At 41.4% G+C, this 20,402-nt stretch carries 16 protein-coding genes; 11 read left to right on the top strand and 5 right to left on the bottom strand.

From position 1 onward, the window contains the following. Positions 1–580 precede the first annotated feature (580 nt). From ACFSR6_RS14705 to ACFSR6_RS14695, 3 genes are all read left to right on the top strand, one after another. On the top strand, positions 581–1,936 hold the full coding sequence (locus ACFSR6_RS14705; protein WP_379080142.1) for a Gfo/Idh/MocA family protein: 1,356 nt from the start codon (positions 581–583) through the stop codon (positions 1,934–1,936). 93 nt (positions 1,937–2,029) lie between these two features. Further along, complete coding sequence (locus tag ACFSR6_RS14700; RefSeq protein ID WP_379080140.1) at positions 2,030–3,394, top strand: 3-keto-disaccharide hydrolase; 1,365 nt, start codon at positions 2,030–2,032, stop codon at positions 3,392–3,394. A 321-nt stretch (positions 3,395–3,715) separates the two neighbouring features. Then, entirely contained in the window at positions 3,716–4,909 is a 1,194-nt protein-coding gene (locus tag ACFSR6_RS14695; RefSeq protein WP_379080138.1) for a Gfo/Idh/MocA family protein, read from the top strand. A gap of 596 nt (positions 4,910–5,505) precedes the next feature. On the opposite strand, the gene ACFSR6_RS14690 is transcribed toward ACFSR6_RS14695, so the two are convergent. Then, positions 5,506–5,964, bottom strand: a complete 459-nt coding sequence (locus ACFSR6_RS14690; protein ID WP_379080136.1) for a type I restriction enzyme HsdR N-terminal domain-containing protein — start codon at positions 5,962–5,964, stop codon at positions 5,506–5,508. Positions 5,965–6,189: 225 nt separating this feature from the next. Between ACFSR6_RS14690 and holA the strand changes: the two genes are divergently transcribed. The 7 genes from holA (at position 6,190) to ACFSR6_RS14655 (ending at position 14,718) form a co-directional block, all read left to right on the top strand. After that, complete coding sequence (holA, locus tag ACFSR6_RS14685) at positions 6,190–7,209, top strand: DNA polymerase III subunit delta (protein WP_379080134.1); 1,020 nt, start codon at positions 6,190–6,192, stop codon at positions 7,207–7,209. Positions 7,210–7,347: 138 nt separating this feature from the next. Beyond that, on the top strand, positions 7,348–9,606 hold the full coding sequence (locus ACFSR6_RS14680) for a glycosyl hydrolase family 95 catalytic domain-containing protein (protein WP_379080132.1): 2,259 nt from the start codon (positions 7,348–7,350) through the stop codon (positions 9,604–9,606). Positions 9,607–10,123: 517 nt separating this feature from the next. Continuing rightward, entirely contained in the window at positions 10,124–10,858 is a 735-nt protein-coding gene (locus ACFSR6_RS14675) for a hypothetical protein (protein ID WP_379080130.1), read from the top strand. Positions 10,859–10,865: 7 nt separating this feature from the next. Continuing rightward, positions 10,866–12,899 carry a plastocyanin/azurin family copper-binding protein gene (locus ACFSR6_RS14670; RefSeq protein WP_379080128.1) on the top strand — a complete coding sequence of 678 codons (2,034 nt, stop codon included), beginning with the start codon at positions 10,866–10,868 and terminating at the stop codon, positions 12,897–12,899. A 241-nt stretch (positions 12,900–13,140) separates the two neighbouring features. Next, positions 13,141–13,701, top strand: a complete 561-nt coding sequence (locus tag ACFSR6_RS14665; RefSeq protein WP_379080126.1) for an RNA polymerase sigma factor — start codon at positions 13,141–13,143, stop codon at positions 13,699–13,701. Then, entirely contained in the window at positions 13,682–13,951 is a 270-nt protein-coding gene (locus ACFSR6_RS14660) for a hypothetical protein (RefSeq protein WP_379080124.1), read from the top strand. The genes ACFSR6_RS14665 and ACFSR6_RS14660 overlap by 20 nt, the downstream gene beginning before the upstream one ends. 77 nt (positions 13,952–14,028) lie before the next feature. Further along, positions 14,029–14,718, top strand: coding sequence for an ATP-dependent Clp protease proteolytic subunit (locus ACFSR6_RS14655; protein ID WP_379080122.1), 690 nt, complete (start codon positions 14,029–14,031; stop codon positions 14,716–14,718). Positions 14,719–15,146: 428 nt separating this feature from the next. On the opposite strand, the gene ACFSR6_RS14650 is transcribed toward ACFSR6_RS14655, so the two are convergent. Together ACFSR6_RS14650 and ACFSR6_RS14645 are read right to left on the bottom strand one after the other, a co-directional pair. Beyond that, on the bottom strand, positions 15,147–15,506 hold the full coding sequence (locus ACFSR6_RS14650; protein WP_379080120.1) for a ferredoxin: 360 nt from the start codon (positions 15,504–15,506) through the stop codon (positions 15,147–15,149). Between the two features lie 706 nt (positions 15,507–16,212). Then, positions 16,213–16,836, bottom strand: a complete 624-nt coding sequence (locus tag ACFSR6_RS14645) for a hypothetical protein (RefSeq protein ID WP_379080118.1) — start codon at positions 16,834–16,836, stop codon at positions 16,213–16,215. A 293-nt stretch (positions 16,837–17,129) separates the two neighbouring features. On the opposite strand from ACFSR6_RS14645, the gene ACFSR6_RS14640 reads away from it, so the two are divergent. Continuing rightward, complete coding sequence (locus ACFSR6_RS14640; RefSeq protein ID WP_343522359.1) at positions 17,130–17,534, top strand: EVE domain-containing protein; 405 nt, start codon at positions 17,130–17,132, stop codon at positions 17,532–17,534. A gap of 791 nt (positions 17,535–18,325) precedes the next feature. On the opposite strand, the gene ACFSR6_RS14635 is transcribed toward ACFSR6_RS14640, so the two are convergent. Together ACFSR6_RS14635 and ACFSR6_RS14630 are read right to left on the bottom strand one after the other, a co-directional pair. After that, the gene (locus tag ACFSR6_RS14635) at positions 18,326–19,507 is read right to left on the bottom strand and encodes a cation:proton antiporter domain-containing protein (protein WP_379080116.1); all 1,182 of its coding nucleotides are present in this window, start codon (positions 19,505–19,507) and stop codon (positions 18,326–18,328) included. Positions 19,508–19,576: 69 nt separating this feature from the next. Further along, entirely contained in the window at positions 19,577–20,098 is a 522-nt protein-coding gene (locus tag ACFSR6_RS14630; protein ID WP_183759465.1) for an acyl-CoA thioesterase, read from the bottom strand. Between the last annotated feature and the right edge of the window lie 304 nt (positions 20,099–20,402).

Raw genomic sequence — 20,402 nt, 5'->3', positions numbered from 1 at the left:
CGCCATATGTTCGGTGAATTTAATGAAAACTTTTTGAAAGAATTGTTAGACAGGGATACGCTTGTAATTCAGGTAACCAAAAATAATTGGGTTCTGTAAAAAATAAGAGCCTGTTTAAATTTTATTCAACTATTACATATAGCACTTTTTCTGTCACACTGAGCTTGTCGAAGTGCTTTCTTTGTACTAAAAATAGTGGTCTTCGACAGGCTCAGACTGATATAACAATCATTTTTATTGAATTTTAAATAAGCTCTAACCTACAAGGTATATCAGTCTATTATAAATTTAGTTTCTAATGGCTTTTTTATTTAATAGTCGAATAAAATTATTTGATTAAGGATAAATTATTTCAAACGTTTTCCTAGACCTCAGTTAAAATATGTTATTGCTGTAAATACAGGCTACTTGGCTGTTTATTCAAGGTTAATGCAGTTGTAAGTCATTACTTTATTATAATGTTTCGAAAATATTACTTGCTAAAATTTAAGGTTTGTTTTTATTAACCATATTTTAGGTTTTATTAAAATGGTTTGCTTAATAGCGAACCTGTTAACCGATAATCTAACCTAATATCCAAATGGAAAATTCCAGAAGAGAATTTATTAAACAATCGGCAATATTTGCAGCGGCAACATATGCTGGTACCATGGGCATGAGTGCCAAAAGTTATGGCCGTATCATTGGTGCAAATGACAGGGTACGTGTTGGTGTTGTTGGGTTTTCTGATCGTTTTAGAGAAACACTTTTACCTTGTTTTTTGAACCACAACAAGGAGCTGAACTTCGATATTGTAGGCCTTTCCGATCTTTGGAACTACCGTAGAGATTTGGGAATTGCCCATTTAAAAAATAAATTTGGTCATGACATTAAAGCCTGCCGTAACAACGATGAGCTTTATGCCACAAAAGACCTTGATGCCGTGATTATCAGCACTGCCGATTTTCAGCACGCCCTTCACACCATCGAGGCGGTTAAAGCCAATTGTGATGCTTATGTAGAAAAGCCTTTTGCCGAAACCATGGATGATGCCAAAGCGGCATTTAAAGCGGTTAAGGCAAGCAAGCAGATTGTACAAATTGGCTCGCAGAGAAGGAGCGGAGAGAATTATATTAATGCGGCAAAATTTATACAGGATGGAAAATTCGGACCGATCACTGCGGTAGATTTGGTATGGAATGTAAACCAGCCGGGCCGGTGGCGCAGACCAGATTTAGTGGCTAAATTAAAGGAAGAAGATATCGACTGGAAACGTTTCTTGCTTAATAGGCCGGTTGAGCCTTTCGATGCAAGAAAATACCTGGAATACAGGTTGTTCTGGCCCTATTCTTCCGGTATGCCTGGCCAGTGGATGTCGCACCAGATTGATACGGTACATTGGTTTACCAATTTAAAACACCCGCGCAGTGTAGTGGCAAACGGAGGTATTTACACCTGGAAAGATGGCCGCAGAAACTGGGATACGATGGTTGCAGTATTCGATTACGGTAAGCCGGATACTACCGATGGTTTTCAGGTTACCTTTACATCAAGGATGCAGAACAGTGTGGGCGATGTGGGTGAGGTTTATTATTCAAACGGTGGTGAGCTGAACCTGATTACCAATAAAGTATCGCCAAAAGGTGGTTTAAGGGAAAAAGAGGCTGCAGCCATGGGCTTAAAAGCCAATCTGCTGCCCGAATTTGATTTAAGCAAAACCGAAATTAAAACAGCTACAGGAGCCAGTATGGGCGGCGATGGCTTAACCTCTGGCCATATGCGTAACTGGATGGAATGTGTACGTAGTCGTAAAACACCAAATGCCCCTGTTGAAGCAGGTTATTCGCACTCTATCGCCAATATCATGACCAATGCCGCGGTGCGTACAGGTGCAAAAGCAATTTTCGATGAAAACAGGCAGGAAGTCATCGCAAACGGAAAAGTATTTAAATATTAAAAATATCATTATGGCGAGGCGCGAAGCAATCTAGCGAACAAAAAAGATTGCTTCGTCATTCTTCCCCGCAATGACGACAAGAAAAATCAAATCATGTTAAATTTAAAAAAATATAGTATTCTGGCATTTTCGCTAATCACTTTATCAGCCAGTGCCCAAAAAGCAAAGCCTTTATTTGACGGTAAAACGCTTACCGGTTGGAAAGCCGTTGCGGGCGCTGCTCCATATCGTGCCGAAGATGGAATGATTGTTGGAACGATGACCAAGGGCACTCCAAATTCATTCCTGATCACCGAAAAAGAATATGGCGATTTCATTTTAGAGCTGGATGTGAAACTGGAGGGAGAAACCACCAACTCGGGTATACAAACCCGCAGCCATATTAAACCCGAAGGAAATAACGGTAAAGGTTTGGTTTTTGGCAGACAGGTAGAAATAGATCCTACACCACGGGCATGGACCGGCGGAATTTACGATGAAGCCAGAAGGTTATGGCTTTATCCACTGGAACTTAACCCATCAGCAAAACCATTGTATAAAAAGAACGAGTTTAACCATTACCGAATTGAATGTATCGGTAATGAAACTAAAACCTGGGTAAATGGAAACCCTGTTGCTTATGTGATCGATACCTTAGATAAAACCGGATTTATTGGCTTACAGGTTCATGGTATTGGAAATAACCTCGAGAATGATGGTAAAAAAGTTTATTTCAAGAACATCAATATTCAAACAGAAGGGTTAAAAGCCAAAGCATTTCCTAAAGGGGTTTATACGGTTAACCTCACACCGAATACCTTATCTACCTATGAAAAATCGGAAGGGTATAAACTATTATTTGATGGTAAAAGCAATGCGGGATGGATAGGCGCTTATAAAACGGCTTTTCCTGCCAAAGGATGGAAAATTGCCGATGGTATAATCAGCGTAGAACCTTCGGGCGGTGCCGAATCGACCAATGGTGGCGACATTGTAACCAGGGATGAATATGCGGCTTTTGACTTATCGTTCGAATTCAGGCTTACTCCCGGAGCCAACAGCGGTGTAAAATACTTTGTTACCCTGAGCGAAAATAATACCGGTTCGGCCATCGGACTGGAATACCAGGTTTTGGATGATGTATTACATCCGGATGCTAAATTAGGCAGGGATGGAAACCGCACCCTGGCTTCTTTATACGATTTGATTACTGCTAAAAAAGAAGCCCGTTTTCTGCGCCCAATCGGCAGCTGGAACAATGGCCGTGTGGTGGTTTATCCCAATAACAAGGTTGAACACTACTTAAATGGCGTAAAAGTGCTGGAATATACACGTGGTTCTGAGGAGTTTAAAAAATTGGTTGCTATCAGTAAATACAAAGATTGGAAAAACTTTGGCGAAGCACCGAAAGGACATATCCTGCTGCAGGATCATGGCAATAAAGTAGATTTCAGGACGATTAAAATTAAAACTTTATAAGCCTGTTGTTTATTGCTCGAAAATGAGCGTTAGTTTAATATGGCTTCGTGCAGTCCCGCTTTCGCTTATAGTCCTCGCTGCGCTGTGGGCTATTTAGCTCAATCGGGTTTATCATTGGCGTTTGTGCTGTGAAACAAACCCATACGCACTGAAAGAAATTAAATAGCCCCGACATACGCGGAAATACTTTTTGTTGCATTTCCAATCATAAAGCAACTACCTGGAACAAAAAGATTGCAGCATTGGCGGGACTGCCATTTAATAGAAGCATTATCCTGGCGCTCCAGATTATCATTTTAAGAAATAAAATATTAACATATTATGCATCGTCGGTCTTTTGTTAAAACATCAGCTTTAGTAGGTTCTGGTTTACTTTTGGGCAATGAGGGTTTCGCCAATCTGGTAGCTGATGAAATTATTAATGTGGCTATGATTGGTTGCGGCGATCGGGGTAAAGGTGTTTTATCGGTAATTAAATCAATGCCTGCAAAGTATAAAATTAAAGCCTATTGCGATTTGCTCGATTTCAGGCTTAAGGAAACCGAAAAGTATGTTCCTGCTGATGCAAAGCCCATAAAAGATTACCGCAAGGTTTTAGATGATAAAAGTATCGATGCCGTTTTTATTGCTACACCTTTAAGCGAGCATTTCCGCATTGCAAAAGATGCGGTGCTGGCCGGTAAACATGTGTATGTTGAAAAAACCATGACTTATAACATTGCCCAGGCACTCGAACTTAAAAAACTGGTTAAACAGTATCCCAACCAGGTTTTTCAGGTAGGGTATCAATACCGTTATTCGCCGCTGTATTTTAAGGTGAAAGATATGGTTCAAAGCGGTTATTTGGGTAAAGTTAGCCAGATCGATTGTCGCTGGGACCGTAATGGCAATTGGCGCAGGGCTGTGCCGGATCCGGCTTTAGAGCGCAAAATTAACTGGCGCATGTATAAGGAGTATTCTGGCGGACTGGCTGCCGAACTGCTCTCCCACCAGATTGATTTTATCAACTGGGCTTTCGAAACGCAACCTGATGAAATTATGGGCTCAGGAGGGATAGATGTTTTTAAGGATGGCCGCGAAACTTATGATAATATACAGGCCATTCTGCGGTATAACAAAAAAGGTATGATCGGCAATTTTGGGGCCACCTGCGGCAATGCACACGATGGTTACCTGTTTAAAATAAAGGGAACCAAAGGTTCGGTTTCTTTACTCACCAACACCGGCTTATTTTATCCCGAAGAAAGTACCAAAAAAGACCTGGGTATTGTAGATGGCGTAACCGGGGCGACAAAAATTGTGGTCAATAAAGATGGCGGGATCCCTATTTTGGAGAAGGCCACCATTGATGGTACAAATTATGCGCTGGATGAATTTTATAAATCAATCACCACCAAAAAGGAGCCTGCATCGAATATCAATACCGGAACACAGGCAGCCATTTGCGTGGCCATGTGTAACGAGGCGATTTATAGCGGCAATAAACAGGTTTGGAAGAGGGAATACAGTACTTAGATCATATTCTCTTTTGTCATTCTGAACGATTGAAGAATCTTCCTATTGGTTGTTGCCTCACCGACCAAGAAAAATATTATTCTACTTTCATTTTTTTGGATACGGATTAAGTTTCGGTTGATGAGACACCAACCGATAGATGAAATTCTGTTCAGTTAGATCTCTCCATTCCGTTGCACTCCAGTCGAGATGACGAAATTTCTGTTTGAATCTTCAATGATTAGTTTGTTCAAAGAACAGTTAAGGTCTTCTATAAGCTAATATTTCTACTCTTTTATTGTTTCTGATCCAATAGCTATCAGGTGCGATGAAAAAGCCAGGATGTTGAGGAGCAAACCTTATTTTTTGGAAAGCAATTGTTTCGACCCGTTTTAAAGTCCGTCCTGCTTTCTGCTTCAATCTTTTTTGCGCCTGGCTGCGCCCGGGGCTAAAAAAAGGATTTCCGCGTCAATCAGGTTTAGACAGCAAGAATAGTGCTGCTGTTGAGGGTTGAATAGCGTGATTCAGAAAATGAGGTTAGCCCTAAGAAAAGAACTAAAATTATTCAATAAAGATCCTTCAATCGTTCAGGATGACAAAATCTGTTAAGTATTAGGTTACAATTCCAAATACTCTGGTATTTCCTGTACGAAATTAAAGCGGCCTTTTTCTACATCCATCCTGGCGTAAACATGCTGCAAACCATTGGTTAGTACCATCCACCTGGCCTGGTGTATCGAATTGTACCGCGATGCCTGATCGAAAACCGATGGTGTAATCTTAACCTTTGGTGCTTTACATTCAATCAACATCAGCTTTTCGCCGGCCGTATTGTAAACCAGGATATCGCTGCGTTTTTGTAACTGGTTTAACACTAAACCGCCTTCAATCTGAATCAGGCTGCGGGGGAATTTCTTTTCTAAAATGAGATTCTGTATAAAATGCTGACGAACCCACTCTTCGGGTGTAAGCACCAGGTGTTTCTTCCTCAACTCATCGAAAATAAACACCACATCATTTTTTTTGGTGATTTTAAACGGATACGGAGGAAGGTTGAGTGGGGTAGGGGTAAACATCTCAGTTGGCAGTTATCAGTTGGTGGTTTTCAGTTGACAGTAAGCAGCTAATAGTGTAGCAGCATCAAAGTTAGTTAATTTTGGATTATGCTAAAGTCTGCTATCTCAAATCTAACGTCTCAGATCTCACGTCTAACCTCTCACATCTCAAATCTAACTCATCACACCCCTTAATTTATAAACATTTACCAAAATCCTTAAACCTAAATTGTAATTTTACCAGCCATGACTGCTGCCGAAATTATCAAAGATATTAAAGCCCGAAAATTCAAACCTGTGTATTTACTGCACGGCGAAGAATCATATTATATCGATCAGGTAACTGATTATATCGAAGATAAGTTATTAAACGATGCCGAAAAAGGTTTCAACCAGACTGTTTTATATGGCAAAGATACCGATATGGCTACAGTTTTAGGCGCTGCAAAGCGTTATCCGATGATGTCTGATTACCAGGTGGTGATTGTTAAAGAAGCGCAGGATTTAAAGTGGGGCAAGGAAGACAGTTCTAAAGAAGGCGAATTTGTGCTCAATTATTTCGAAAAACCTTTACCCAGTACCATTTTGGTGCTTGCCTATAAGTATGCCAATTTCGATAAGCGTAAAAAGGTTTACAAAGCGATAAGCAAAAGCGGGTTAATTTTTCAGTCAGATCCGGTGCGCGATTATAAGCTGGTACCCTGGATCGAAGAATTTGTTAAGGAAAAAGGGTATAAGATCGATCAGCAGGCATCAGCTCTAATGGCCGAATATTTGGGTACTGATTTATCCAAAATTGCCAACGAGATCGAAAAATTAATGCTCAACGTTTCAAAAGAGGTTACCATTAATACCGATCTGGTTCAGAAAAACATCGGCATCAGTAAAGAATATAACGTTTTCGAACTGCAGAAAGCACTCGCCATCCGCGATGTGTTAAAATGTAATAAAATTATCAATTATTTCGCCAGCAATCCCAAGGCCAATCCAACCGTAATGGTTTTGGCCAATTTAGGTGGTTATTTTACTAAACTTCTCAAATACCATTATATCCCGAACAAGGCCGACGCGGCATCAGCGTTGGGCGTGCCCCCATTCTTTATTAAAGATTACGAGGTAGCGGCCCGGAATTACAATACCGGTAAGGTTTTTCAGGTAATTGGCTTATTGCGCGAATACGATTTAAAAAGCAAAGGATTGGATAGCACCGGGAACGTTGATGATGGCGAATTGCTGAAAGAACTTGTTTTTAAGATTATACATTAATCTTTTATTCACAAAAAACAATTTTTATCAGTCATCAAACGTTTGCGTAATTTTTAGGCGATTTTATTGTAATTAAATAGCTGTATTTTAGGGATTGATACATTAAACACAAATGCTAATCAATTCTAAAAGAACCAAATGAAAACCAAAACCGCTATTTTTTTACTGCTGCTCTGCTCTTTTTTTGCGGGCTACGCACAACAGTTAAAACCTTACAATCTTTCTTTTCCCAAACTTGCCGATAGGTGGGACGAAGCCATGCCCTTAGGCAATGGTATGCTGGGTGCATTAATCTGGCAAAAAAACAATAAACTCCGCCTTTCTTTAGACCGTGCCGATTTATGGGATGAACGCAAAGCCATGGATATTTCGAAATTTAATTTCAAATGGGTTGAAGAGCAGGTACATAACAATAATTATGCTGCAGTGCAAAAATTAGGTGATGAGCCTTATGATCGTAGTCCTTATCCCACTAAGCTGCCTGCTGCGGCACTTGAATTTGACCTCGCTAAACTGGGTAAGGTAGTTGCCAACGATCTTGATATCGAAACCGCTTTAAATACGGTTAAATTCGATAACGGAACCGTTTTTAACTGTTATATCCATGCGGTTAAACAAGAAGGTTATTTTAGCTTTGAAAATCTTAAATCTGTTGCAGCTTTACCGGCTTTAATTGTACATAATTATGCAAATGGACAAATTGAAAAAGGAGACAACAGTCACGCAGGAGAAGGTTTGCAGAAACTGGGCTACCAAAAGGGAACCGTTACCCATACTGCAAATGGTATCCGTTATCATCAGCCTACTTATCAAGGTCATTATTATGAAGTATTGGTTCAATGGAAAAAGCTGCCGGATGGAAATATAATCGGCTCGTGGACCATTAGCAGCGACCGGGCAGCAAGTTTATCGCCCATTTCGGCAACAACCAAAGAACCCACAGGTTGGTTTGAACATACAGCCTGGTGGAAAAACTTCTGGAGCAAATCGAGCATTTCGGTACCTGATGCATTAATCCAGAAACAATATTATCTTGAAATGTATAAACTGGGCAGTGTAGCCAGAAAAGGTGCACCTGCCATTACTTTACAAGCTGTTTGGACCGCTGATAACGGAAGTTTACCTCCCTGGAAAGGCGATTTTCATAACGACCTGAATACCCAATTAAGCTACTGGCCAACTTACACTGGTAACCACCTGGCAGAGGGCGCTACTTTTACCGATTGGCTTTGGAAAATCAGAGACCGCAACCTGGGCTATACCAAACAGTATTTTGGTGTAGCCGGACTGAATGTGCCAGGGGTGGTAACCTTAAACGGCGATCCGATGGGCGGGTGGATCCAGTACTCGCTTTCGCCAACCGTTGGCGCCTGGGCTTCGCAGCATTTTTACTGGCAGTGGAAGTACAGTATGGACGATACTTTCTTGAAAACAAGGGCTTATCCTTATATTCACGATGTAGCAACTTACCTGGAAAACATTACCCGCTTAAAAGATGGTGTACGCAAATTGCCGCTAAGCTCCAGTCCGGAGTATAACGATAACAGCATTAAAGCCTGGTTTTTAGAATGGACCAATTTCGATTTATCCCTTACCAGGTTTCTGTTTAATGCAGCGGCCGAGGTGAGCCAGGCCAATGGTAAGGAAGAAGAGCGTAAGCACTGGTTAACTATTTTGGGCCAATTGCCTGATTATGAAGTAAACGAAACGGGCTTTACCATTGCACCGGGTGCCAATTTAACCAGTTCGCACCGTCACATGTCGCAATACATGGCTATTTACCCGCTCGATTTGCTCGATGTGAATAAAGAAAAAGATAAAACAATAATCGAAAACTCATTAAAACGAATAGAAGAAATGGGTACCAGGGCCTGGTGCGGTTATTCTTTTAGCTGGATGGCTTCTTTATATGCCAGGGCTTACCAGGCAGATAAAGCCGTAAAACAATTGGAAATTTTTGCTTCAAATTTCTGTTCGCCAAACAGCTTTCATTTAAATGGCGATCAAAAAGGCGGCCAGTATTCGGGTTTCACTTATCGCCCGTTTACGCTCGAAGGTAACTTTGCATTTGCCCAGGGGGTGCAGGAACTGCTGGTTCAGAGCCGCAACGGTTACATCCAGGTTTTCCCCGCTGTACCACAAAGCTGGGCCAATGTTTCCTTTAACAGTTTACGCACAGAAGGGGCCTTTTTGGTTAGTGCTGCCAAAGAAAATGGGGTGCCGGTGAAAGTAAAAATCTATGCCGAAAAAGGCGGTATATTGCGCGTTAAACTTCCTTTTAAAACTTATGTTGCTAAAGACCTACCGCCAGGCAGTATAAAAATGGGGACAGACGGGATTACCGAGGTAAAACTGAAAGCAAAGCAGACCGTAATTTTTGAAAATGGTTACGAGTAGTTTTAATTAAGATTTTCCAATTTAGGTATTCTAAAATACAGGAGTACCATCACGAGCCTGTCGAAGGACCTTACGTAATACATGAATGGTATTTCGACAGGCTCAACTTGTCAAATCCATCGCAAATCGTCTTTTCTGGGCTTAATTTATGTATTACATGAATAGGATTGACAGTAGGTTTTAGCGTTTTAGTTCTCCTTCAGAAATGGCCCTGGTGAGAAGGTTTTTCAGCCCTTAAAGCCACCTGTATAGCAAGAATCATTTAGCTAAGGAGCTTGCTTTCCCGAAAGGCCAGGGCAGGCCATTGTTCCTGCCTACAGTTAGGACTTTCCAATACTGCCTCGTCGGTTTATGCTACCGTTTGCATTTTTTTTGATTAAGTTTTAATGTTTTGGTAATTAGTATTTTACATTTCTTATGGATAATTGTTTTACCAGAATTTTTGTAAACCGGGATGCTAATGATATATTTGTTATGCAACCGATTGTTTTGTTGCGCCTTAACCAAATGAATAATTATGATCTATAAACGAATGATGTGCTGCCTCATGCTCCTGATCTGCTGTGCAGCCTATTCCCGGGCCCAAAATGCCAGCCCTTATGTCATCAATGCAACGAACAAACCTTATTTACTGCGAAGTTTCCTGATGTTTGAAGGGAAAAAACGTACCCACGTTATCTCCGTAGGTACACCCGAAAAGGTAAACTATGCCTACGATTTAAAACAGGGCGCTTTGCTGGAGGTGTGGCGTGGCGATTTTATGGACGTGAAAGAAATGTGGCACGACAGGGGAGAACCCCAGCTGGCCAAACCTTTGGGCAACGTTTTACCGCTTTCTGCAGCACCAGCCCTCGCTGTACTGGCTGATAAGGAAGCTGCATGGCCCGATTCTATTGCTTTTGACGACCTCCAAAACCAGGGTTATGTATTGGATAAAAGCAAAATGCCAACATTTTTATATACCGCTAATGGTGCCGAGGTAAGCGATAAAATAAGCGTTTTAAATGGGGGGGGCGCATTAAGCCGTACCATCAGTATCAGCAACGGCAAGCAGCCGCTTTATTGTCGTATTGCCGCCGCAGCCACTATCGAAGCACATAAAAACAATACTTATACCGTAAACAATAAAGCTTATACGGTAACAGTTGCTGAAGGCACAAAAGCTTTTATCAGGAAAACCCAAAGTGGCAAAGAGCTGCTGGTGCAGCTGGCCAATGCTTCCGATTCGTTAACCTATTCGCTAACCTGGTAATCAAGACATGAAAAAATCAACATATTTATTGTCTCTTTTGTTACTGGGCAGTGCACTGGTAACCGTAAAAGCACAAACACAAGCGCAAACAGAGAAACAGATTTATCCGATAGTAACCGTTCCCATCCCGAAAGAAATCGCACTAGAAGTTGGTGGGATGACTTTTTTACCCAATGATGAACTGGCTGTGGCTACCCGAAAAGGCGAGGTGTGGATTATTACCAACCCGTATATGAAAGATGGACAACAACCCAAATACCGTTTGTTTGCGCATGGTATGCACGAAATTTTGGGCTTAAATTACATCAAGGGAGATCTTTACCTTACCCAACGTGCTGAGATTACACGCCTGCGCGACCTGGATGGCGATGGCGAAGCCGACGAATACCGCACCATGTACTCCTGGCCCTTATCGGGCAATTACCATGAATATGCCTATGGACCTATGTTGGATAAAGAGGGCAACATGGTGGTTACACTTAATGTAGGCTGGATCGGTTATGGAGCCAGTTTATCCAAATGGCATGGCTGGATGCTCAAATTTACCCCCGATTTTAAGTTAAAACCTTTTGCAACGGGTTTCCGCTCGCCTGCAGCCATGGCACTGAATGACGATGGTGACATATTTTATGCCGAAAACCAGGGCGACTGGGTAGGCTCGGGCAGCATTACCCACGTAGAAGAAGGTGATTTTGTTGGTAATCCTGCCGGACTGGTATGGGCAGGTGAGCCAGGTTCTCCGGTTAAACTGCGTAAAAGTGATATTCCTGATACCGGCGAGCCCGAATTCGAAGTAGCCAAAAGGGTACCGGGATTAAAAACCCCATCGGTGTGGATTCCGCATTCAATTATGGGCAACTCCACATCCGGCATCCTGAATTATACGGCTAATGGCAATATGGGGCCATTTAAAGGGCAGCTTTTTGTAGGCGACCAATCGCAGAGTAACATCAACAGGGTGTTTTTAGAGAAAGTTAAAGGGGTATACCAGGGCGTGGTTTTCCCTTTCCGCCGTGGATTTTCTTCCGGTATCCTCCGGATGAACTGGGGCTCCGATGGCAGTATGCTGGTGGGGATGACCTCAAGAGGATGGTCATCTACAGGCAAAGCCGAATACGGGCTGCAGCGTTTAACCTGGTCGGGTATTGTGCCATTTGAAGTGCAAACGGTAAAGGCCCAGCCTGATGGTTTCGAACTGGAGTTTACCATGCCGGTTGATGAAAAAACCGCGCGGGATGCCGGTGCCTATCAACTCTCTACTTTTACCTATAAATATCACCACATTTACGGCAGTCCGGTGATCAATAAATCGGCACGCTGCATTAAAGCCATTGTAGTGTCCCCTGATCATAAACGGGTACGGTTGGTGCTGGATAGCTTAAAAGAAGGTTACATCCACGAAATTAAAATGGAAGGATTACTTTCCGGGAACGACAAGAACCCTTTGTTGCACAATTACGGCTATTATACCCTAAACAAGATCCCTGATGGCGAAAAGCTGGCATTAACTGCTGAAAATAAACCTACAGGCAATGCACCGGCCGAACACCATATGGAGGGAATGGAACACCACCAAATGGGCAATATGCCAGCAGCCGGTGGTGCAGTGAAAGGCAATACCGACGCCGCAAAACATGTAATCCAACAACCCGAAAACTGGACAAAAGGGCCTGATAAAACCATTGTACTGGGCACCAAACCAGGTTTAAAATTCGATTTGACCAACATTACCTTAAAGGCAGGCACTAAAGTGAAGTTGACTTTTAAAAATGTGGATGATATGTTGCACAATTTTGTGCTCACTATGCCAGCATCGGGCAATGCGGTAGGTGAAATGGCCTTGAAAATGGGCCTTGACGGCGAAAAATACGACTTTGTGCCTGCCACACCTAAGGTGCTGGCTTACACCTCATTGCTACAACCCGGAAAATCAGATACGATTTATTTCACCGTACCTAAAACACCGGGTGTATATCCTTTTATTTGTACCTATCCGGGCCATTTTATGGTGATGAAAGGCCAGATTAAAGTGATTAAATAATATTCGGGCTAACCCGCATTAATTTTAAGCAGATTGAGCGCTGATTTAAGCGCTTAATCTGCTTTTTTTATACCCATTAATTATGATCCACTTCACTTCGTAAGGAAGATAGAAGTACTAAAAGATTGGAAAGACTATTGAAGAATTTGCAGGTACTTTTTCAGACCGCCAAAAAAATAATTACTAATTTTAGGTGATACCTGGTCAAAAATACCCACATACTATATAAAGCATAGTAATCATGACAGCAACATCCATTAATGAGAAGCCCAGCCCGCGCGAAGCACTTTTTATGAAACTCTACAAAGAAGCCTTTCCTTTGGTTGCAAGGCATGTGAGCAAGATGGGCGGATCGTTTGAGGAAGCAAAAGACATTTTTCAGGATGCACTGGTGGTGTATTATGAGAAAGTACAGGTTCCGGGACTGAAGCTGAAGTACCGGGAGAAAGCCTATTTATTTGGGATCGCCAGATATTTATGGATCAAACGGTACCAGGAAAACGATAAGCAGGTTGCTCTTGATTCCCTGGGCCTTGTTTTTAATGAAGAAATCGATTGGGCAGATACCGGATATGAGGAAGTTTCTTCCGGGAAACTATTGCGTTTACTGGAGCAGGCCGGACAGAAATGCATGCAATTGCTCAGTGCTTTTTATTATGAAAAACTCGATATGGAAACACTGGCCGGGCGTTTTGGCTTTTCGGGTGCACGCTCTGCAACCGCCCAGAAATTTAAATGCCTCGAAAAAGTTAAAAATACCGTTAAAGCTAAATCCTTAACATATGAAGACATTGTTGAATGAGCTCCGTTTAATTGAGCATTACCTGCTGTCGGATGCGAAGGATGGCGAAAGTTTCCTGTTCGAAGCCAAAATGATCTTACAGCCTGAACTCAAAGAGCAGGTGTACTGGCAGCAAAAAACCTACCAGGCAGTGCGCGATTATGGCCGGAAACAGCTGAAAAATGAAATCAATAACATCCACGAAACACTGTTCAATACCGAAGCGCATCAAAGTTTCAGGCAAAAGGTAATGCGTTTGTTCCGCAAATAAACAATCAATTTAATTTATAAACCAGGCCTCATTATTGGGGCGGGGCATCGCCATGTCTAAAATTTAAAATCAATACGATGAATATTAACCATGAATTCCGCCTTTATGCGGTAAAACACCAGCGCTTAAACAGCCTCTATGTAGATCAGTATATGAACAGAACTGCTGCTTATACCTTGCCGGTTGCCATGACGCCTTATATTACAGAAGAACGCCAGCTGAATGTGGCACAAATGGATGTTTTCTCCCGCCTGATGATGGACAGGATTATTTTTTTAGGCGAAGCCGTTGAAGAGCGGAATGCCAATGTAATACAGGCACAATTGCTTTTTTTGCAGTCGGTTGATGCCAAAAGCGACATCCAGTTGTACATCAATTCGCCAGGCGGATCGGTATATGCAGGTTTAGGTATTTACGATACCATGCAGTTTATCGAGCCTGATGTAGCGACCATTTGTACGGGCATTGCGCTTTCTATGGGTTCGGTATTGTTATGTGCTGGGGCTGCTGGTAAACGTTCGGCATTGCAGCATTCGAGGGTCATGATCCATCAAACCTCAAGCGGGGCAGAAGGGACGGCCATTGATATGGATATCAGGATCAAAGAGGTGCTCAAAGTACAATCAGACCTTTACCATATTCTGGCAAAGCATAGCAAACAAAGTTATGAACGGATCAACGAATTAGCCAGTCGCGATTACTGGATGAGCGCCACCGAAGCAAAAGAATTTGGAATGATAGATGAAGTGTTAATGCGCGAGGGTTAAGGGAATTGATTTAAATATATTATCACGTCAGCTCACTCTTTTTTGCCACTTCACCATAATTTTAGTACATTAGGTTGACCAAAAAAGAGTGATAACCCAAATCACCCATCTGATTAAAAATCCACCCCAAAAAACTATTCAAAAGTCCACCTTCATGCCACCTTTACCCCACGTTTAGGCCACCTTCCGGCCAGGCCTGCTAGGTACTTGCCTGCACACTGCTTTGCACTTGCTTTGGTTGGGGTAGGGCATCGTTCTAGATCAGGTAAGTTAAAGATTTGCGCCGCTTCAGCTTGGCAGGTTAACAATGGCTAAATAAAAGGTAAAGGGAAAGTTATCTTGAGGTTTTGTTGGTCTCTGGCTTTGTCGGAGAAGCTTAGGTGAAGTACTAAGACTTGCGCCAGAAGGAACTAGTAATTGGATTTGTGTTATTCTAAATCCTCCAGCTTATAATCACATTCTGTTTGCATACCTAAATCATAAAGTCTCTTAAGAATCACTTTGTCTTTACCGCCATATCTAATACCAGAAATACAAGAGACTTCCATTGCACTAATTGCTCTATCTAATTCGTCCGCAGTTGCGGGTTGTTTCTTAAAATAGCAGTGCCCATATTCGATTTTAGAATGATCTATTAGGTCTGGTGCTTCTGCTTCAGGTGCCCCACAAGCAATACAAACCTGGTTCTCTACATAAAAATCTCCAATAGAATTTTCAGGATACCTTTCTGGTAGCTGTATATCTTTATCTTTTGCCTTGGTTGAAAATATCTTTTTTAGGAATTCCATTAATATTATGATTTTGATTTTGTTACTTGATGTGTCTTGTTAAAATTACGACCAATTTAATGCGCTGGCGCATGCTTGCCACGTGTAAATAAATAATTAAGACGCACCAGTACCAAATGTACACGCGGCACGCGTGGGCCAGCGAAGGGTTTTGAGTTTGAAATAGCAACGGTTATTCCTTAATGATATAAGCTTGTGATTTAAACTTTAATACAAATTCTTTAGCTTCTTCCATAGTTGTTGGGTATTGAACATACAGGTAGTTTTCTAAGATATGTTGATAACGGAACCCGTTGGTAATTAAAAATTCTGTTAAATCCCATTTTTTAGAATCCTCTCGCTTTGGCGGTCTAAATCTGTGTGAAACGAGTACCATTTTAGATTTACATTCCGGACAAGTTAGATTAATCTCTTTCGATTCGTTAGTGTATATGCTAAATGCCTTTTTACAGTTTAGGCAGACTTTTTTGTGTCCCATTTTATTTGAGGCGGAATAATAGTTTATTATGATTTAACTAACGTGTTTAAACAAGATAAATAATTTTAATATAAGCGTCAACTTCAGCTGATCAATTTTATATTCCCGCTATTCTTTCCCATTTTAGCGTGAGTCTTAGTGCCAATTGCCTTAAGCATTGGCCTGACCTGTGAGAATTAGCAGTTGCAAAGCAACGGGATTTCGATCTGTTTTTCACTTATTATACAATCATTTAAGCTTCCTATGGATCAGTTTGAGTCTTGATGTTGGAGTATGTATCAACTTGTAAATAGCTTTTAATTTATAAGATTCCGTATTTCGACCCCATGAAGTTTCCTCCAACTCTATTTGATTTTCCTTGGTGATTGTTAATTCTCGCGATATATTACCGTTAGGATTACCACTATTTAAGCTGCCATCTGAAAACAGCCACTCTATTATTTTGCCATTCTTATCCAAGACTAATAGAATTCCTTTTGGGGTCTGATCATCTTTAAGAGTAATCTGAAGATGTACCAAGGTACTGTTGGTCGCATTAAAAGCTCCTATAAGCCGTAAACTTTCAACTTCAAAATCACTTGAATCTATTTCAGAATTATCAAGATCGCCAAATGCTGTTCCTCCTTTAGGATTAACTAATATATGTTTCGCTTTCCTTAAACCACTTAAAACAAGCTTGACATCAGTAAACGATAGCAATTTACTTTTCAAAATGTAATTACGATTGCTAGCTTGAACGGTCGAATAAGGTGTTTTTGTGATTAACCTTTGCCTAATGAGTTCATTTAGATTGGATTGTCCAAATGAAGATATTGATATGAATAGAAGTATTATAATCGTTTGTATTTTCATTGGAACTAATATACTCCTTCTCTGGTATATTTAACAAAAGTATACTCACCAATACGTGAACTGAGAAAATGAGTCAGAATTGGTGGTCAAAGCAGCAAGATCTGACCTATGTTTTAACACGAATGCAATGCAGCATTTTCGATTACGCAGGTGAGCTGAAAAGTTGGGCCTGACTAGCTTTATCCAAGATGAAGCGCAGCGCTCAATCTCCATCATTCTTCCCAACCTATTTCCTAATCCATTCCCTTTTCTTAGTTTTGAGGATAAAATAATCGAAACAAATACGAAGCAGCATGAATCATTGGTTAGTCAAGTCAGAGCCTTTTAAATACAGTTGGGAAAAATTTAATGCAGATGGCCGTACCTTTTGGGATGGTGTGCGTAATTACCAGGCCCGTAACAACCTGAAAGCCATGAAAGAAGGCGATCTGGTGCTTTTTTATCATAGTAACGAAGGTAAAAACGTGGTGGGTATTGCCAAAGTAGTTAAAGAGTTTTACCAGGATCCTACCACTGATGATGCGAATTGGGTGGTGGTTGATTTGGCTCCGGTAGAAACGTTAAAGAACCCGGTTTCGTTAGAGCAGATCAAGGCCGAGCCAAGCTTGGCCGATATTTCGCTGGTGCGCCAGGGGCGTTTATCGGTAATGCCATTAAAAGCGGCAGAATTTGATAAGATATTGGAAATGGGGGCGTAGGGTTAGTCCGGAGTCCCAAGTCTTTAGTCCGGAGTCCAAAGTCTCAAGTCATTAGTCGGAAGTCTTGAGTCTATTTAAGGGGGTAATAAAGTTGGGAGTTTGGAGCAGGGAGTTTGGAGTCTTCCCGCTAAGCGCCTAGTGCTACGCATTAAAGCTTTTCAGTTGGGAGTTTTCAGTTGACAGTTTCCAGGCTGAACGCCTAATGCTTTGCGCTAAGATATGGCGTTGGCTATCCGTTAACCGGTTTAAACAATTGACCAAGATAGCTCCGCAATCTATCGTCATTTCTAAGGGAGTGCAAAGCAATCGGGAACCACGATATAAATCTGTCTGGGTAGATCTCTCCATTTCACTGCGCTACAGTCGAGATGACGATCATTCTATTGAATCTATACGATTAACGCAATGAACCAATGAACCAATGACCGAGTCTATTGAACGAGAGGATGGCTTGTAATGAAGTTTGGAGTTGGCAGTTTTCAGTTGACAGTTTCCAGGCTAAACGCCTAACGCTTTGTGCTAAAATATGGCGTTGGCTATCCGTCACCGGTTTAAATAATTGACCAAGATAGCTCCTCAATCTATCGTCATTTCTAAGGGAGTGCAAAGCAATCGTGAACCACGACATAAATCTGCCTGGGTAGATCTCTCCATTTCACTGCGCTACAGTCGAGATGACGATCATTCTAATTGAATCTACGATTAACGCAATGAACCAATGACCAATGAACTAATGACCAATAAACCATTGAACTAATGCCTAATGAACCATTGAACTAATGAACCAATGCCTAACGAACTGCTGTATTTCTCTTACTCAAGGTGATACCCAGCGTCATTACAATACTCGATCCCAGAACAACCAGGAATAAAAATGGTGTACCCACCTCGGGCATTTTTAAGGAAGCCGGCAGATTGAAATAAAGCAAAATGCTGATCAGTCCGCGGGGGGCAATGTATAAAATCGGGCTCAGGTTTTCTTTTTTGAATATTTTAAGAAACAGCACCCTGATGATATAAATGGATATCAGGATAAAAAAGCCGTTAGCCAGTATAATTTTATCATTCAGGCTGTTGATATTCATCGTAAAGCCAAAAATAACGAAGAAAAAAGTACGTAAAATAAAAGCGCTTTCTGCCGACAATTGATAGAGCTGGGATAAATCGGCTGTTAAATTTTTATATAAAAAGATCCCCCTGAACCAGGCATTTTCGATGGCATCGGCATTGTTCAGGAAGAGTCCGGTGCTTAAAATTAAAACCAGCGAAGAGAGGTGGTATGACTGGCCAATGGCATAAACCAGGATCAGTATGGCGATAATCAGGAAGAATTTAATGTGGTGCACCAACCTGCCCATTACATACAGTAACACTACGCAGGCAATGGCCGATAGTAAAAGGATCAGGAAGGTACTCAGCGCTAAACCAATAAAAGCGGATGTATTGATCGAATGGTTGGTAATGGCAAAATTGAAAATAATGATCCCTAAAATATCGGAGAAAGAAGATTCGTAGATGACGAATTCCTTATCGTTAGTGTTTAACGCCGCTGCTGAAGGGATGGCAATAGCCGAGCTGATGACGCTAAAAGGAATGGCATTTGCGATACAGGTATATAAATCGTGGTGGGTGATCTGGTAAATAATACTGGTGATGATGACAATGGTACCCACTAAAATACTCAGGGCAGAGAAAAAAGCACTGCGTATCACCTTGTTTTTATGCCGGTCGTATTTAAGCTCGAGCGAACCTTCAAAAACAATTAAAATTAAACCCACAGTACCCAATGTGGGTAGGATAGACAGGAAATTAAAGGTTTGTATCTTGAGGTTGTCGACCAGTAAACGTAAACCAATACCTAAAAGGAGTAGCAGTAAAACCGATGGTACTTTCGTTTTACTGGCCACTAAATCAAACAGATAAGAGAAAATCACTAATCCGCTTAAAATAATAAGAATGGTATAAGTTGTCATATTTTTCAGCGTAGGGTAAACGCTAAAATAAAACAATCATGCTAAGCTGAAAGCAATTTAATGTAAAAATTATGCTTTAGAGAAAAGTGCCTTAAGTTCGCTGGCTTCATCAGGGTTCATTTTTCCGCCTAAAACCAACCGCAATTGCCTGCGGCGCAGGGCACCATCAAACAGGTCGATTTCTTCAGGTGTTTCCGGAACAAGTTCGGGTACGGGTATGGTACGCGCACTTTGGTCAACCGCAACAAAGGTATAATAAGCCTCATTACTTTTTTGGCGTGCACCGCTGGGAATATTTTCGGACCATACATCCAAACGAACTTCAACCGAGGTATTAAAAGCCCTGGTCACTTTGGCTTCGATGGTAATCACATCACCTAACTTAATGGGCTGTTTAAACGAAACATTATCAACCGAAGCGGTAACCACAATGCGGTTGCAGTGTTTTTGAGCCGAAATTGCCGCTGCAATATCCATCCAATGAAGCAGGCGTCCGCCCATTAGGTTGTTTAAGGTATTGGTATCATTTGGTAATACCAATTCGTTCATGATGGTAAAACTTTCTCTGGCAAATTTCTTTTTTAAACTCATTTGAGTGCAAAAGTAAATAAAATGTGTTAAAAAGGTATCACAAATGGATGCTAACGAATTGAAAGGATGTTTTATGCGGTGGTCGGCGACATCAGCTGGGAAGCATGTTACGGTTGTTCCTTCGTCAATTCGTCATGCTGAATTCATTTCAGCATCTTAATAGCAGGAAAGACCCTGAAATAAATTCAAGGTGACGACCGCTCAAACTACTTCATAGATCACACAGATTTTCGCAGATTGATTATTGTTTTTGCGGTGATTTGCGAAATCAGCGGGAGAAAGCATGCTAAGGTTGTTCCTTCGT

The organism is Pedobacter vanadiisoli, assembly GCF_042684385.1.
Classification (GTDB): domain Bacteria; phylum Bacteroidota; class Bacteroidia; order Sphingobacteriales; family Sphingobacteriaceae; genus Pedobacter; species Pedobacter vanadiisoli.
This window is presented reverse-complemented; position numbering and strand designations above follow the sequence as displayed.

Coding starts and splice junctions, on each gene's coding strand:
- ACFSR6_RS14645 (WP_379080118.1), bottom strand. CDS start 16,836: ATGAAAATACAAACGATTATAATACTTCTATTCATATCAATATCTTCA.
- ACFSR6_RS14630 (WP_183759465.1), bottom strand. CDS start 20,098: ATGAGTTTAAAAAAGAAATTTGCCAGAGAAAGTTTTACCATCATGAAC.
- ACFSR6_RS14675 (WP_379080130.1), top strand. CDS start 10,124: ATGATCTATAAACGAATGATGTGCTGCCTCATGCTCCTGATCTGCTGT.
- ACFSR6_RS14680 (WP_379080132.1), top strand. CDS start 7,348: ATGAAAACCAAAACCGCTATTTTTTTACTGCTGCTCTGCTCTTTTTTT.
- holA (WP_379080134.1), top strand. CDS start 6,190: ATGACTGCTGCCGAAATTATCAAAGATATTAAAGCCCGAAAATTCAAA.
- ACFSR6_RS14695 (WP_379080138.1), top strand. CDS start 3,716: ATGCATCGTCGGTCTTTTGTTAAAACATCAGCTTTAGTAGGTTCTGGT.
- ACFSR6_RS14690 (WP_379080136.1), bottom strand. CDS start 5,964: ATGTTTACCCCTACCCCACTCAACCTTCCTCCGTATCCGTTTAAAATC.
- ACFSR6_RS14665 (WP_379080126.1), top strand. CDS start 13,141: ATGACAGCAACATCCATTAATGAGAAGCCCAGCCCGCGCGAAGCACTT.
- ACFSR6_RS14705 (WP_379080142.1), top strand. CDS start 581: ATGGAAAATTCCAGAAGAGAATTTATTAAACAATCGGCAATATTTGCA.
- ACFSR6_RS14670 (WP_379080128.1), top strand. CDS start 10,866: ATGAAAAAATCAACATATTTATTGTCTCTTTTGTTACTGGGCAGTGCA.
- ACFSR6_RS14655 (WP_379080122.1), top strand. CDS start 14,029: ATGAATATTAACCATGAATTCCGCCTTTATGCGGTAAAACACCAGCGC.
- ACFSR6_RS14635 (WP_379080116.1), bottom strand. CDS start 19,507: ATGACAACTTATACCATTCTTATTATTTTAAGCGGATTAGTGATTTTC.
- ACFSR6_RS14640 (WP_343522359.1), top strand. CDS start 17,130: ATGAATCATTGGTTAGTCAAGTCAGAGCCTTTTAAATACAGTTGGGAA.
- ACFSR6_RS14700 (WP_379080140.1), top strand. CDS start 2,030: ATGTTAAATTTAAAAAAATATAGTATTCTGGCATTTTCGCTAATCACT.
- ACFSR6_RS14650 (WP_379080120.1), bottom strand. CDS start 15,506: ATGGAATTCCTAAAAAAGATATTTTCAACCAAGGCAAAAGATAAAGAT.
- ACFSR6_RS14660 (WP_379080124.1), top strand. CDS start 13,682: ATGAAGACATTGTTGAATGAGCTCCGTTTAATTGAGCATTACCTGCTG.